14 protein-coding genes are annotated in these 13,356 nt (G+C 61.0%); 7 read left to right on the forward strand and 7 right to left on the reverse strand.

Annotated elements, in window-relative coordinates; translation table 11 throughout:
- Window positions 1-9 precede the first annotated feature (9 nt).
- The 5 genes from rplB to rpsJ are packed head-to-tail and all read right to left on the reverse strand — an operon-like array spanning window position 10 to window position 2,838.
- The gene (gene rplB, locus ABH922_RS16145; protein ID WP_424807871.1) at window positions 10-846 is read right to left on the reverse strand and encodes a 50S ribosomal protein L2; all 837 of its coding nucleotides are present in this window, start codon (window positions 844-846) and stop codon (window positions 10-12) included.
- A 39-nt stretch (window positions 847-885) separates the two neighbouring features.
- Entirely contained in the window at window positions 886-1,191 is a 306-nt protein-coding gene (gene rplW, locus ABH922_RS16150) for a 50S ribosomal protein L23 (RefSeq protein ID WP_003940990.1), read from the reverse strand.
- Window positions 1,188-1,862: a 50S ribosomal protein L4 gene (gene rplD / locus ABH922_RS16155; protein WP_424807872.1), complete on the reverse strand. Its 675-nt coding sequence runs from the start codon at window positions 1,860-1,862 to the stop codon at window positions 1,188-1,190. Before rplD ends, rplW begins: the two co-directional genes overlap by 4 nt.
- Window positions 1,859-2,515: a 50S ribosomal protein L3 gene (rplC, locus tag ABH922_RS16160; protein ID WP_424807873.1), complete on the reverse strand. Its 657-nt coding sequence runs from the start codon at window positions 2,513-2,515 to the stop codon at window positions 1,859-1,861. Before rplC ends, rplD begins: the two co-directional genes overlap by 4 nt.
- Before the next feature lie 17 nt (window positions 2,516-2,532).
- Window positions 2,533-2,838 carry a 30S ribosomal protein S10 gene (rpsJ, locus tag ABH922_RS16165; protein WP_003938093.1) on the reverse strand — a complete coding sequence of 102 codons (306 nt, stop codon included), beginning with the start codon at window positions 2,836-2,838 and terminating at the stop codon, window positions 2,533-2,535.
- Window positions 2,839-3,356: 518 nt separating this feature from the next.
- Here rpsJ and ABH922_RS16170 point away from each other — a divergent pair.
- Together ABH922_RS16170 and pabB are read left to right on the forward strand one after the other, a co-directional pair.
- Window positions 3,357-3,842, forward strand: coding sequence for a hotdog fold domain-containing protein (locus ABH922_RS16170; RefSeq protein WP_424807874.1), 486 nt, complete (start codon window positions 3,357-3,359; stop codon window positions 3,840-3,842).
- A gap of 102 nt (window positions 3,843-3,944) precedes the next feature.
- Window positions 3,945-6,068, forward strand: coding sequence for an aminodeoxychorismate synthase component I (gene pabB, locus ABH922_RS16175; protein WP_424807875.1), 2,124 nt, complete (start codon window positions 3,945-3,947; stop codon window positions 6,066-6,068).
- 294 nt (window positions 6,069-6,362) lie between these two features.
- On the opposite strand, the gene ABH922_RS16180 is transcribed toward pabB, so the two are convergent.
- Window positions 6,363-7,223, reverse strand: coding sequence for a glycosyltransferase family 2 protein (locus tag ABH922_RS16180; protein ID WP_424807876.1), 861 nt, complete (start codon window positions 7,221-7,223; stop codon window positions 6,363-6,365).
- A gap of 407 nt (window positions 7,224-7,630) precedes the next feature.
- Here ABH922_RS16180 and ABH922_RS16185 point away from each other — a divergent pair, with 407 nt between their 5' ends.
- The 5 genes from ABH922_RS16185 (at window position 7,631) to ABH922_RS16205 (ending at window position 12,464) form a co-directional block, all read left to right on the forward strand.
- Window positions 7,631-8,602 carry an ATP-binding cassette domain-containing protein gene (locus ABH922_RS16185; RefSeq protein WP_424807877.1) on the forward strand — a complete coding sequence of 324 codons (972 nt, stop codon included), beginning with the start codon at window positions 7,631-7,633 and terminating at the stop codon, window positions 8,600-8,602.
- Window positions 8,599-9,462 (forward strand): ABC transporter permease, encoded by an 864-nt coding sequence (locus ABH922_RS16190; RefSeq protein ID WP_424807878.1) that lies wholly within the window; start codon window positions 8,599-8,601, stop codon window positions 9,460-9,462. Before ABH922_RS16185 ends, ABH922_RS16190 begins: the two co-directional genes overlap by 4 nt.
- Window positions 9,459-10,319, forward strand: coding sequence for an ABC transporter permease (locus ABH922_RS16195; protein WP_424807879.1), 861 nt, complete (start codon window positions 9,459-9,461; stop codon window positions 10,317-10,319). The genes ABH922_RS16190 and ABH922_RS16195 overlap by 4 nt, the downstream gene beginning before the upstream one ends.
- 169 nt (window positions 10,320-10,488) lie before the next feature.
- Entirely contained in the window at window positions 10,489-11,526 is a 1,038-nt protein-coding gene (locus ABH922_RS16200; protein WP_424807880.1) for an alpha/beta hydrolase, read from the forward strand.
- A gap of 5 nt (window positions 11,527-11,531) precedes the next feature.
- Window positions 11,532-12,464, forward strand: coding sequence for an esterase/lipase family protein (locus tag ABH922_RS16205; protein ID WP_424807881.1), 933 nt, complete (start codon window positions 11,532-11,534; stop codon window positions 12,462-12,464).
- Between the two features lie 25 nt (window positions 12,465-12,489).
- Here ABH922_RS16205 and ABH922_RS16210 read toward each other — a convergent pair whose 3' ends face one another.
- Window positions 12,490-13,353, reverse strand: coding sequence for a glycosyltransferase family 2 protein (locus ABH922_RS16210; protein WP_424807882.1), 864 nt, complete (start codon window positions 13,351-13,353; stop codon window positions 12,490-12,492).
- Window positions 13,354-13,356: the final 3 nt, after the last annotated feature.

A 13,356-nucleotide genomic window follows, 5' to 3' on the forward strand; every position in this document is an offset into this window, starting at 1 on the left:
CACTCCCTCCTAGCGCTTGTTCTTGCCGGTACGGCGGCGACGAACGATCAGCTTGTCGCTTGCCTTGTTCTTGCGGGTACGGCCTTCCGGCTTACCCCACGGGCTGACCGGGTGGCGTCCACCGGAGGTCTTGCCCTCGCCGCCACCGTGCGGGTGGTCGACCGGGTTCATCACGACACCGCGAACGGTCGGGCGAACGCCCTTCCACCGCATACGGCCGGCTTTACCCCAGTTGATGTTCGACTGCTCGGCGTTGCCGACCTCGCCGACGGATGCGCGGCAGCGCACGTCGACGCGACGGATTTCTCCGGACGGCATACGCAGTGTGGCGTAGGCGCCTTCCTTGCCGAGGAGTTGGATGCTCGCACCTGCGGAGCGGGCCATCTTGGCACCGCCGCCCGGGCGAAGCTCCACAGCGTGGATCGTCGTACCGGTGGGGATGTTGCGCAGCGGCAGGTTGTTTCCCGGCTTGATGTCGGCGCCTGCGCCGGACTCGATCGGGGAACCCTGCACGATGCCCTTGGGGGCGATGATGTAGCGCTTTTCACCGTCTGCGTAGTGCAGCAGCGCGATGTTGGCGGTGCGGTTGGGGTCGTACTCGATGTGAGCGACCTTGGCCGGGATTCCGTCCTTGTCGTTGCGACGGAAATCGATCAGTCGGTAGGCACGCTTGTGTCCGCCACCCTTGTGTCGGGTGGTGATACGACCGTGCGCGTTGCGTCCACCGCTGCCGTGCAGCGGGCGGATCAGCGACTTCTCGGGAGTCGACCGAGTGATCTCGGCGAAGTCCGAGACGCTCGAGCCGCGACGGCCCGGTGTTGTCGGCTTGTACTTACGGATTGCCATGAGTCTTCTCGTCCTCTATGTCTCGTCAAGTCCCGGCGCTTACGCGACCGGTCCTCCGAAGATCTCGATGGGCTTGCTGTCGGCGGACAGGGTCACGAGCGCGCGCTTGGTGTCCTTGCGCTTGCCGTAACCGAATCGGGTCCGCTTGCGCTTGCCCTGACGGTTGGCGGTGTTGACGCTGGTCACCTTGACGCCGAAGACCTTCTCGACGGCAATCTTGATCTGCGTCTTGTTCGAGTCCGGGTGCACCAGGAAGGTGTAGGTGCCTTCCTCGATCAGTCCGTAGGACTTCTCGGAGATGACCGGAGCGAGCAGGATGTCGCGGGGGTCAGCGATGGTGCTCACTTGGCGTCCTCCTTGTTCTGAGCGCTCTCGGCGGGCCCGTGGATGAACGCGTTGAGTGCCTCGACGCTGAAGACGACATCGTCTGCGTTGAGCACGTCGTAGGTGTTGAGCTGGTCGGGTGCAATGGGATGCACGCCTTCCAGGTTCTGCACGCTCTTCCACGCAGCTACGTCCTGGCGACCCACGACGAGCAGCAGCTTCTTGCGGTCAGAGATCTCACCGAGGAACGCGATGGCGTTCTTCGTGGAGGGCGTCTGGCCGGAAACCAGTTCGGTGATGACGTGGATACGCTCGTTGCGTGCCCGGTCGGAGAGGGCACCGCGCAGGGCGGCTGCCTTCATCTTCTTGGGGGTGCGCTGGCTGTAGTCACGCGGCTGCGGGCCGTGAACGGTTCCGCCGCCTACGAACTGGGGAGCGCGGGTCGAGCCCTGGCGAGCGCGGCCGGTGCCCTTCTGGCGGTACGGCTTCTTGCCACCGCCGCGAACCTCGCCGCGAGTCTTGGTGGAGTGGGTTCCCTGGCGAGCAGCGGCGAGCTGCGCGACGACAACCTGATGCAGAAGCGCGATGTTGGCCGGCGCGTCGAAGATCTCAGCCGGGAGATCGACGGTGCCGTCGGTCTTGCCGCCGGCGATCTTGACGTCGAGGGTCAACTTGGTCTCGGTGCTGGTCATGCCCGCGCACCACCCTTCACTGCACTCTTGACGATCACGAGGCCACCCTTGCGGCCGGGGATCGCACCCTTGATCAGCAGCAGACCGTTCTCGGCGTCCACCTTGTGGACCGAGAGGTTCTGCGTCGTGATGCGGTCGCTACCCATGCGTCCGGACATGCGCATGCCCTTGAACACGCGGCCGGGGGTTGCACAGCCACCGATGGAGCCGGGGCGGCGGTGAACAGCCTGGGTACCGTGCGACGCGCCCTGTCCCTTGAAGCCGTGACGCTTCATGGTTCCGGCGAAGCCCTTGCCCTTGCTGGTTCCGGTGACGTCGACGAATGCGCCGTCCTCGAAGACCTCGGCGGTGAGCTCCTGGCCGACCTCGTAGTCGGAGGTGTCCGCGAGGCGGAACTCCACTACGTGGCGACGCGGGGTCACACCGGCCTTGGCGAACTGGCCGGAAGTCGGCTTGTTCACCTTGCGCGGGTCGATGGCGCCGAACGCGAGCTGTACGGCGCTGTAGCCGTCGCGCTCTTCGGTACGGATCTGGGTGACGACGTTCGGCCCAGCCTTGACGACCGTCACCGGGACGACCCGGTTGTTCTCGTCGAAGACCTGGGTCATGCCGAGCTTGGTGCCCAGGATTCCCTTGATCTTGGTATCAGTCATTGTTTTTGTCTCCGCCGTCACTGAATGTTCACGTCGACACTGGCCGGAAGGTCGATGCGCATGAGCGCGTCAACCGTCTTCGGCGTCGGGTCGAGAATGTCGATCAGCCGCTTGTGAGTACGCATCTCGAAGTGCTCGCGCGAGTCCTTGTACTTGTGCGGCGAGCGGATGACGCAATATACGTTCTTCTCGGTCGGCAACGGCACAGGTCCAACGACGCGGGCACCCGTACGGGTTACCGTCTCGACGATCTTGCGCGCTGACGCGTCGATCGCCTCGTGGTCGTAGGCCTTGAGCCTGATGCGGATCTTTTGTCCCGCCACGCTTAGTGTCCTTTTCTTGCCGCGTTTCGTAGCCCACCTGGTCAGGCTCGAGCTACCTCGTCTGCACAGCCCTCACTTGGACTTCCGACACGACGAACCACTGAAGCGATCGGGAATGATCCGGATCTGCTGCCGCTGTTCGTTTGTCATGGTTCTCCGGTACACGCGGTCGGGCGTGTCGCCTTCTCACTCATCCTGCGCCCGACGATCTTTCGATCATCTGGCGCGCGATGCGTACCGGACGCGTTCTACGAAAGAACGCAAAGTTAGGTACTGCTTCCGTCCTGCATTACTTCTCGTCTTGCATGGCCACGTTCGTCGACCGCGTTACCCCGAGGGGACGACGATCAGACATTCGTGACGTCTTACCCTTACCCGATCGCGGCCGCAGTGGACCGCGTCCCGGACAAGGCAACCCGACTAGTATGCCGTACGTGCCCCGATTCCTCAACTCCCCCGCCGATCGGATTCACCGGCATTCACCCGCCGGACACCTTACCGAGAAGTAAGATAGACCGATGACAACGTCGAGCCCCACCTATCGCGGGTGGCAGAAGCTTCCGGACAACGCTCTCGGACACGCCCTGTTCTCCGCCGCCATGTCCGTCCGAGTGCCGTATTTCGCGTCGATACTCCCCCGCGTCACTCAGCTTCAACCCGGACTGTGCGAGGTGCGCTCCCCGAAGTGGTGGGGTGTACACAACCATCTGGGGACCTTCCATGCCATCGCAGCGTGCAATCTCGCCGAAGTCGCGATGGGGATGCTCAGCGAGGCGACCGTGCCCGGCACCCACCGCTGGATCCCCAAGTCCATGAAGGTCGATTACCTCACCAAGGCGACCACCGGACTGCGTGCGGTCGCGCGCCTCGACGTCATTCCGGACTTCGAGACGATCGACCGCGGCACCGAGATGGTGGTGCCGATCTCCATCTTCGACCGCGCGGGAGTGGAGGTGGTCCACGCCGAGATCACCACCTGGGTCACCCGGTCGTCCGGCCGCTGACCAGAAGGTGCGCCGGCGGTCACACCACCTGGTGATCGACGGCGCTCCCCCGACAGTGGACACTGAGGTCCAATCCGTCGGCCCGAGATCAGGATCATCGACATGAGTGCCCGCACACTGCTGGTGGACAACTACGACTCCTTCACCTACAACCTGTTCACCTTGTTGACGGAGGTCAACGGAGCTCCGCCAGTGGTCATCCGTAACGATGCCGATTGGGACGCACTCGACCTGACCGTGTTCGACAATGTCGTCATCTCGCCCGGCCCGGGCCGGCCGGACAGGGTTCGTGATTTCGGGATCAGTCGACGGTTCGTCGAGGAAGCGCCCCTGCCCCTCCTCGGTGTGTGCCTGGGTCATCAAGGGTTGTGCGCGCTCTTCGGGGCCGATGTCGATCTCGCGCCCGAGGCGATGCACGGGCGACCGTCCCAGATCGAGCACGACGGATCCGCAATCTTCGCCGGCATACCGTCACCTTTTCGGGCAATTCGATATCACTCCCTGACGGTGTACCGCTTGCCGGCCGAGCTGGCCTGCAATGCGTGGACGGCGGACGGACTCGTGATGGGCGTGCGTCACCGCTCGAAACCCTTGTGGGGCGTGCAGTTTCATCCGGAGTCGATCAGTTCCGAATTCGGAGTGCAGCTACTCGCAAATTTCCGAGACCTCTCGATCGGGTCCGAAGGCCGTGCGTCGACCACGAACGTCGATCGTCCACCGGCCCGTCGTCGATCACCGTCGGAGCACTATCGAGTAGATGTCTCGAGCCTGGACTTCGCGGTCGACGCGGCCGCCGCGTTCGCGGAACTGTTCGCCGGTGGGCCCAACTCGTTCTGGCTGGACCGGTCGAGCGCGTCGGAGTCGCACGAGCGGCTGAGCGTTCTCGGTGACAGCAGCGGGCCATTGGCCGAATACGTCACCTACAGCGTGGATTCGGAAGCACTGACCGTTGTCCGCAGCGACAGCACCGCAGAGACCGTCCAGGTGCCGTTCTTCGAGTATCTGAACGAACAACTCACCCGAAGGTTCGTGCAGGCGCCAGAGGGGGTCGACTTCAATCTCGGCTACGTCGGATATCTCGGTTACGAACTGAAGGCCCAAACAGGCGGTACCTCAGCTCATTCGTCGCCGTATCCCGATGCCGCACTGGTCTTCGCCGATCGGGCCGTCGTCGTCGATCACCACCTCGGCCGGACCCATGTGCTCACGTTGCATCGTCTCGGCCACCGCGACCCGCACGACACCTGGACGCGGAACACACTCGCCGCATTACGCCGGACCGGAACCGGTGAGCCGGAGACGACTCCGTCGACTCTGGTCGGAGACGACAGCTGGTCTCGTGTCCGCCTGCGGCACGATCGCGACGACTATCTGCGTCTCATCGAGGAGGCCAAGGAAGACATCCGCCAGGGCGAGTCCTACGAGATCTGCCTGACCAACATGGCCACCGTCGACGGCGAGTTCGACGCCTTACATACGTTCGCCCAGCTGCGTCGGATCAACCCGACGCCGTACAGCGCCTTTCTCGACTTCACCGAGTTGTCGGTGGTTTCGGCGTCTCCCGAACGATTTCTGCGCGTGAGCACCGACGGGCTGGTCGAATCCAAGCCCATCAAGGGCACCCGCCCACGCGGGCTCACTCTCGCGAGCGACGCGGCCCTGCGCCAGGATCTCCTCGACAGTGAGAAGGAACGCGCGGAAAACCTGATGATCGTGGACCTCTCGCGCAACGATCTGGCAAAGGTCTGCATTCCAGGCAGCGTGCACGTGCCCCGACTGTTCGGTATCGAAACGTACTCGTCGGTTCACCAGATGGTGTCCACCATCCGCGGATCATTGGGCGCCGGCACCACTGCCGTGGACTGCGTCCGCGCGGCATTTCCCGGCGGATCGATGACAGGCGCACCGAAGGTGCGGACCATGGAGATCATCGACCGGCTCGAAGCTGGACCACGTGGGGTGTATTCGGGGTCGATCGGCTACTTCGCACTCGGCGGCGCAGCAGACCTGTCGATCGTGATCCGTTCACTGTCCTGCACCAAGTCCGGCGTGAGTTTCGGAACCGGTGGAGCCATCACCGCGCTGTCCGACCCGAGTGAGGAGTTCGAGGAGACAGTCGTGAAAGCGTCGTCGTTACTGCGAGCGCTCGATGACGCGTCCGCTCCGGCGCCGAGTTCGGTCGGGACGGATCCGGCGCCACCCTTGCAGAGGGACCCAGCTACATGACAGCCGGTTCCGAACGGGACGCGCCGCGGCGACGAGTGGCCTCGTCACGGCCTTCGCAACGGCGCAGACCACGTTCGGTATATACCGAACAGATGAATTCGAGGGTGAAATAACCCATCCCGGGCACCACTGAGCTAACCCTCGATGAGCGTATGAACCGCAGGTAAATGAGTCGATGAATTCTTTCGTCGACCACGGGTGACGAAAGTCCTGATTTACCAAATCTCCTCGATGAAATTTTCGCATCATTCGTAGGCTGATTTCACATGCCCGAACAATTGATCGCCGCTGAACTCATCTCTCGAAAACCGGGAGAAGTCGGACCTCATGGCGACGGAAAATACTACGAAGGGAAATCCGCCCGGAATCGCGATCGTACATCCGATACAGCGGCCACAGAAAAGCGTGCAGCATTCCGTCGATCGCAATCTCCATATTCAACCGTAAGTTGGAAATTCCGTGGTGCTGCAAAGTCGCCTTCGACGCTTTGTTGTACTGCGCGTATTCACGCGGCGGACTCATTCCGCGCCGGCCGGACACTTTCACCTCCATGCCAGGAATCTGACCAAGTTCGAACTGATGACGCGCGAGGCACAGAGACAAGTCGATGTCCTCATGTATGTCGGTCCGATGGCTCACCAGCTCGCGAACCGCAAGCCAGGCCGAGCGCCGAAGAGCCAGATTACTTCCCGGAACTGCAAAGACTCGACGAACCGGGGTGGAATCACTGCCGCGCGATCGCCATTTGGTCAGAGCCGCTTGGACGCCCGCGATCGGCGATTCGTACACGAAGATGGTCCCGGTAACCGCTGCGTACGTTTGGTCTTGCTCGAAAAAATCACGTACCGACCTCGCCCAATCGGGCCCGACAATCGTGTCCGCGTCAATTCTGCCGATGATGTCTCCGGAGGCGGTGTCGAAGCCGCGATCGCGAGCGTGTGCCACGCCGGCCTTCGGCTCACTCGCATAAACCACTTTAGGGCTTTCCAACTGAAAGCTCTTGATAATGTCGGCTGTATCATCGGTGGAATCGTTGTCCACGACGATGATCTCGTCGATGTAAGAACCTTGATCCAACAACGCGCCAATGCAAATCGGAAGGTATTCGGATTCGTTGTAGGCAGGAACCACCACTGACAACGCAACCTTCACCATTCGTCGAGATTATCCCGTATAGACCATTTGGTCATCCTGAGATCGACAAGCTCGAGACAATCAACCGAACAGCCCCTGCATTTCATCGCCACAACCGATGCACTCGTCGATTGCACGCCTGCCCTACCAGCACGTATGGCCCGACGTCCCACTCAGGTCGACCGCCCAACTCTTGTCAAGTGTCCGAATTACCGAGAATTGTGACGTCGGACACGTCCCACACCCCGCAATCGCACCTGATGTCCTACCGACCTCGAAGACTCATGCCTCGCGGCCACCCAGCAAACAGGGGTGCGGCATGACCCTCCGGTAACATCTGACCGGAGAACACGGATAGTAGACAGAAGGCATCTGTGCGCCCGCCGGGAGCGCGTGCCCGTTCCGACCATGAAGACAGCGGAGTGTTGATGCCCTTTTCCACGGACGCAGCAGTACTAGTGGAGGACGTCCATAAGTCTTTCAAGAACGTGCACGCCCTGCGAGGGATCAACTTCGTCGCTCCGCGCGGCACAGTTCTGGGCATTCTGGGACCGAACGGCGCAGGCAAGACCACTACCGTGAAAGTGCTGTCCACACTCATCCGACCAACCAGTGGCCGTGCGATGGTTGCCGGCTACGACGTGGTGCGAAACGCACCCGAGGTTCGTCGCTCCATCATGATGACGGGCCAATTCGCCGCACTCGACGACGCGTTGACCGGGCGTGAGAACATCGAACTGTTCGGCCGCTTGATGGGACTCGATCGGACGTCGGCAAAGGTCCGAGCCGCCGATCTTCTCTCTCAATTCGATCTCGTCGAGGCCGGATCTCGCGCCGTGCGTAACTATTCGGGTGGTATGCGACGGCGAATCGACATCGCGTGTGGTCTTGTCGTTCGTCCAGAAGTTGTATTCCTCGACGAGCCGACGACCGGTCTTGATCCGCGAAGCAGGCAGAGCGTTTGGTCACTGGTTCAGTCGTTGAAGGAACAAGGCATCACGGTGCTCCTGACAACGCAGTACCTGGAAGAGGCCGACCTGCTCAGCGACAACATCATCGTCATCGACAAAGGTGCGGTCATCGCCGAGGGGACAGCTGATCAACTGAAGGCCCGTACCGGCTCGAGTTTCTGCGAGATCGTGCCCGAAAATCTCCAACAGTTGGCGCACGCAGTCCACGCACTCGGGAATCTGGTCCCCCGGGACTTCAGATTCGACCTCGCGCAGGAGAGCGGTCGAATCGCGATACCTGCCCCGGCCGGAGCCGGAACACTCGCCGAGGCGCTGCGCCGGTTGGACCATGCTCGAATACCGCTTGCGGACATCGCGCTTCGCCGGCCGTCGCTCGACGATGTATTCCTGTCGCTCACGGGTCACCAGCCTGTAAGCGAGACCCAATGACAACCACTACCAAATTCGGTGTAGACAAGGCCGCGGTTCTGGAGAACTCGCGGAGCAAGATCGCTGTCCCCGAGGCCCTGAGCGTAGGAAGGCATCGGCGTCCACACCCGTCGGCTGTCAATCAGTGGTGGGTATTGACCTCTCGGACCGTGAGGTCGATGGTCAAGCGTTACGAACTGTTGATCGCGGTCATCGCACCGTTGATCTTCACAGTCGGGTTCTATCTGCCACTGAAATTCGTCATGCAGATTCGGGGCCTCGACTACGCACAGTTCTTGATGCCGATCATCGTGCTGCAGGCCATGGCGTTCACGTCGATCTCGGCTGCCCAGATGGCTTCGACCGAATCCATCACCGGTTTCAGCAACCGGATGAAGACCATGCCCGTCGTCGGCCCGATCCCGTTGCTCTCTCGCCAATCGAGCGGGTTCGTGCGATCGACGGTCTCGCTGGCCGCTGCGTTGGGTTTCGGTCACGTAATCGGATTCCGGTTCTCCGCCGGCCTGGGTCAGGCAGTTTTGTTCTGTGTGGTCGCCCTGGCTTTCAGCACCTGTCTGTCGTTCTTCGGCGACGCAATCGGATCGTTGTCGAAGAGCCCTCAAGCCACAAGCCAGGCGCTGACGCTGCCACAGCTGATCCTTGGAATGCTCTCCTGCGGCTTCGTACCTGAGACGGGCTTTCCCGAATGGATCCGCCCGTTCGTCCGCAATCAACCGGTATCGCAGTTCTCGTTCGCGATGCGCGATCTCGCGCAGGGCGGCGTGACCTGGGATGTCTTGTTCCCCGTAGTGGCGTGGACGGTCGGCCTACTTGTCGTTGTTGCACCGTTGGCGTTCTGGGCAAGCATGAGGCGCTCATGAGTGAACCGACAGATCGCTTCATGGCAGTTGTTCGGCCTGTCGAAGGGTTCAACTTCCCGTACCCGGACAAGGCGTTGCCTGAAAAGTCACTCAACGCGCTTGTGGTGCACAGCTGGATTCAGGCCAAACGGCTACTGATCACCTGGATGCGCGACCCCTCGACAACCATTCAAGCTCTTGTCTACCCAGCTTTCATGCTCTTGATGTTTCGGGTGGTGTTGGGGGACTCGATATCGGCTGCCACCGGCCAATCAAGCATTTTCGGGACCGTACCGCTGATCATTCTCATCGGCGCGATGTTCGGATCGATCGCCAGCGCTGTGGGGCTCAAAGGCGAGCAGGCATCCGGCCTGCTCAGCCGATTCTGGACGCTTCCGGCCCATCGCGCCTCTGGTCTTGTCGGACGCATGATTGCCGAGGCTGTTCGAGTCCTCGCCACATCGATGGTCATTCTCGCCGCCGGATACGCCCTCGGCTTCAGATTCAATCAGGGGCCATTGGCTGCTGTGGCGCTGCTGGCTTTGCCAATCGTATTCGGCGTCGGCTTCGCGATGATGGTGACAGCACTGGCAACAGTGTCGGCCAATCTGCCGCTCGTCGAGATCGTGTCGATCTCATGCACCTTGTTGATGTTCTTCAATTCCGGATTCGTGCCGGTCATCGCCTATCCGAAGTGGTTACAGCCCATCGTGGCCGAACAACCCATGTCGGTGGCGATCGACGCGATGAAAGGTTTGTCATTGGGAGGGCCTGTGGCCGAGCCCGTGATCAAGACTTTGATCTGGTCGTTCGGAATGGTGGCCGTTTTCATCGTTCCTGCGATCAAAGGTTTCCGGCGTGCCGCGGAGACCGCCTGAGTTCGCCTGGATCATCGCTATGGCGGGAAGTGGAAAGTCACCGCACGTAACGATCGCAATCGGATAACCGACTTCACAGTCCAGGAACAACGTGAAAGGCTGGCGAGCATCAACAGCAATCGCCTGCCGAGCAACGAGAGGGAACAACTTGCCGCGAATAACTCGATCCATGTGGAAGCGCGTGACCGGTGTCGCCGCCCTGACCATGGCATGCGCGCTGGTTCCAGCCGGATTGGCAGGCGCCGAGGCCCCCGCCAAACAACCGGACGGCAACTCGTCCAAGTCAGCTTCAGACGGTTCGTACATAGAATCGGTCGAGAAGATCAACGATCGCCAGCAGATCGTCAATGTGTACGCAGCGTCAATGGATCGGACTGTTCCTATCCAGGTCATCACACCGGCCGACAACTCTGCACCGCGCCCCATCCTCTACCTGCTCAACGGCGCGGGTGGCGGCGTCGACTCGGCAACCTGGGAGTACCAGACCGACGTCGTCGAGTTCTTCGAGGACAAGAATGTCAATGTCGCCACCCCGGTGGGCGGTCGACTGTCTTATTACACGGACTGGCAAAAGGAAGACCCCCTACTCGGTAAGAACATGTGGAGCACCTTCCTCGGTGTGGAACTCCCTCCACTGTTGGACAAGCAGCTCGGCAGCAACGGCGAACAGTCGATAGCGGCAATCTCGATGTCCGGCACCTCTGTGCTCAACCTCGCGATCGAATACCCCGGCTTCTACAAGTCCGTCGCGGCCTACAGCGGATGCGCTCAGACCAGTGATCCGCTCGGACAGCAGTTCGTCAGGACAACCACGGAGTGGATCGGCGGCGTCGACGACGTCCAGAACATGTGGGGACCGTTCGACGGACCCGGTTGGAGGGAACACGATCCACTGGTCAACGCCGAGAAGCTACGTGGAACGCAGATCTACATGAGCACGGGTAGCGGACTCCCTGGCTACCCCAATGACACCCCGGCCAATCCGCGCATCCAGGATGGTCGCGCCGCATTGTTCGATCAGATCGTCGTCGGAAGTCCGATCGAGCTGGCGACCAATCTGTGCACGTCCAACATGGCAAAGCGACTCTACGAGCTCAATATTCCGGCGGTCGTCGACTTCCGTCCCGTCGGTACGCATTCGTGGGGTTACTGGCAGGACGATCTACACAAGTCCTGGCCCTTCATCGCACAGTCGCTGGGTATCTGACGCAGATGAGAAGCCCACTTCGAATCATCCTTGCTTCCGTGTGTGTCGGCACCACCATCTTCTGCGCCACGAATACGGCTACCGCCGACGAGGCGAAGCCTCTGGAGCCGACACCAGGGTTTTTCGAAATGGGCACATCGCCGGCCGGCGCCAATGACTGGAATTGCACCCCGAGCCCGGAACATCCCCGACCCGTGGTGTTGATTCACGGCACCGGCATCAGCATGAACGACACGTGGTCGGCTCTTTCGCCCCAGCTCTCGACGCTCGGCTACTGTGTCTTTGCGTTGAACTACGGCGGTGCGCAGGAATTCCTCGATCCGAGTGCAGTTCATTGGGGCATACGCGACATCGCCAGTTCAGGCAGAGAACTGGCGATGTTCGTGGACTCCGTTCGCAGGCATACCGGGGCGGCCCAGGTTGATCTCGTGGGCCACTCGCAGGGTGGGGTTGTTGCGCGGCAGTTTCTTCGATTCGACGGCGGCGCCAATCCGTCTGACCCATCGCAGAATCTGGTACGCAATGTGGTCACTTTAGGCGCTACAAACCATGGCACTACATTTGCCGGGCTTCAGGCGAATGCACATGCCCTGTCCGGACTCGGTTTACCTGGAGATCTCCTTGTTCAGGCGATCTGGGGGCCGGCAGGCGTTCAGCAACTCAGTGGTTCACCGTTCTTGGCCGCGCTCAACGGCGGGTCCGAAACCGAACCCGGGATCGACTACACGGTGATCGCATCGAAGAGCGATGAAATCTCGACCCCGCCAGAGGCAACGTTTCTCACGCCAGGACCCGACGCAGTCGTCGACAATGTATGGGTCCAGACCGGGTGTGAAGCGAACACTACCTCGCACGGAGATCTGGTTCGTGATCCACACACCCTTGATCTGGTGAAGAGGGCACTCGATCCCACTTATGTCATGGCAGCTTGCCAATAGCGCACCCCTGGTGCAGAAGCACAGCTCATGAAGCTGCAGCGAACGGTAGGCTGCGAGCCGCAGGCGAGCGCCAGAGGTTACGAATCGAAATCCGATTCGATTCGGCGTCGTACGCACGATGAAGCGGCCAGAGGGCGACGTGCATCAATCCGTTGATTCCGAGGAGAATGTCGAGTACCGAGCTCTTCAACCCGTGCCTGGCGAAAGTTGCCCGAGACGCCAGGCAGTACTTTGCGTACTCCACCGGTGAAGACTGCCCGCGCCTTCCCGAGATATGAGCGCGCATTGTGAGGGACTGAACGATTGGGAGGCCTTCGTCCACGAAGCACATTGTCAGGTCGACATCCTCGTGGAATTGGTCTGAGTCGCTCACAAGTTCACGTACCTGGGACCACGCTGCTCGGCGGATCGCCATGTTGTTTCCCTGCATCATCTGGGTGGATTGACCGTCGAGCAGTTTTCCAGTGGAAATCCGACGGTCTATCGACCGTCGCCGGTGGTTCGCGATAGGCGATTCGTAGAGATACGACAGGCCGTTCATCCCCGCGATCTCGCGATGGCTGCAAAGATAGTCGACCACACTCGCTGCCCAACCTGGACTCACGATCGTGTCTGCGTCGATTCGACCGATGAACTCACCGGTCGATGCATCGAACCCAGCATTCCTGGCATGGACTACGCCGGCGGTCTTCTCCTCGACGATCCGGACCTTGTGAGAACGATCCGCGTACCGCTGGAGAATTGCCGCTGTTCCGTCGGTCGAGTTGTTGTCCACCACAACAATCTCCGCAATCGAATCTTCCTGGGCCAGCAGTGCATCCAAACACGGCTCGATATATGCCTCTTCATTGAATACCGGGACAACTATCGAGAGGGTCGAGGCAACCATCAC

The organism is Rhodococcus sp. 27YEA15, assembly GCF_049739425.1.
In the GTDB taxonomy this organism is placed as follows: domain Bacteria; phylum Actinomycetota; class Actinomycetes; order Mycobacteriales; family Mycobacteriaceae; genus Rhodococcus_F.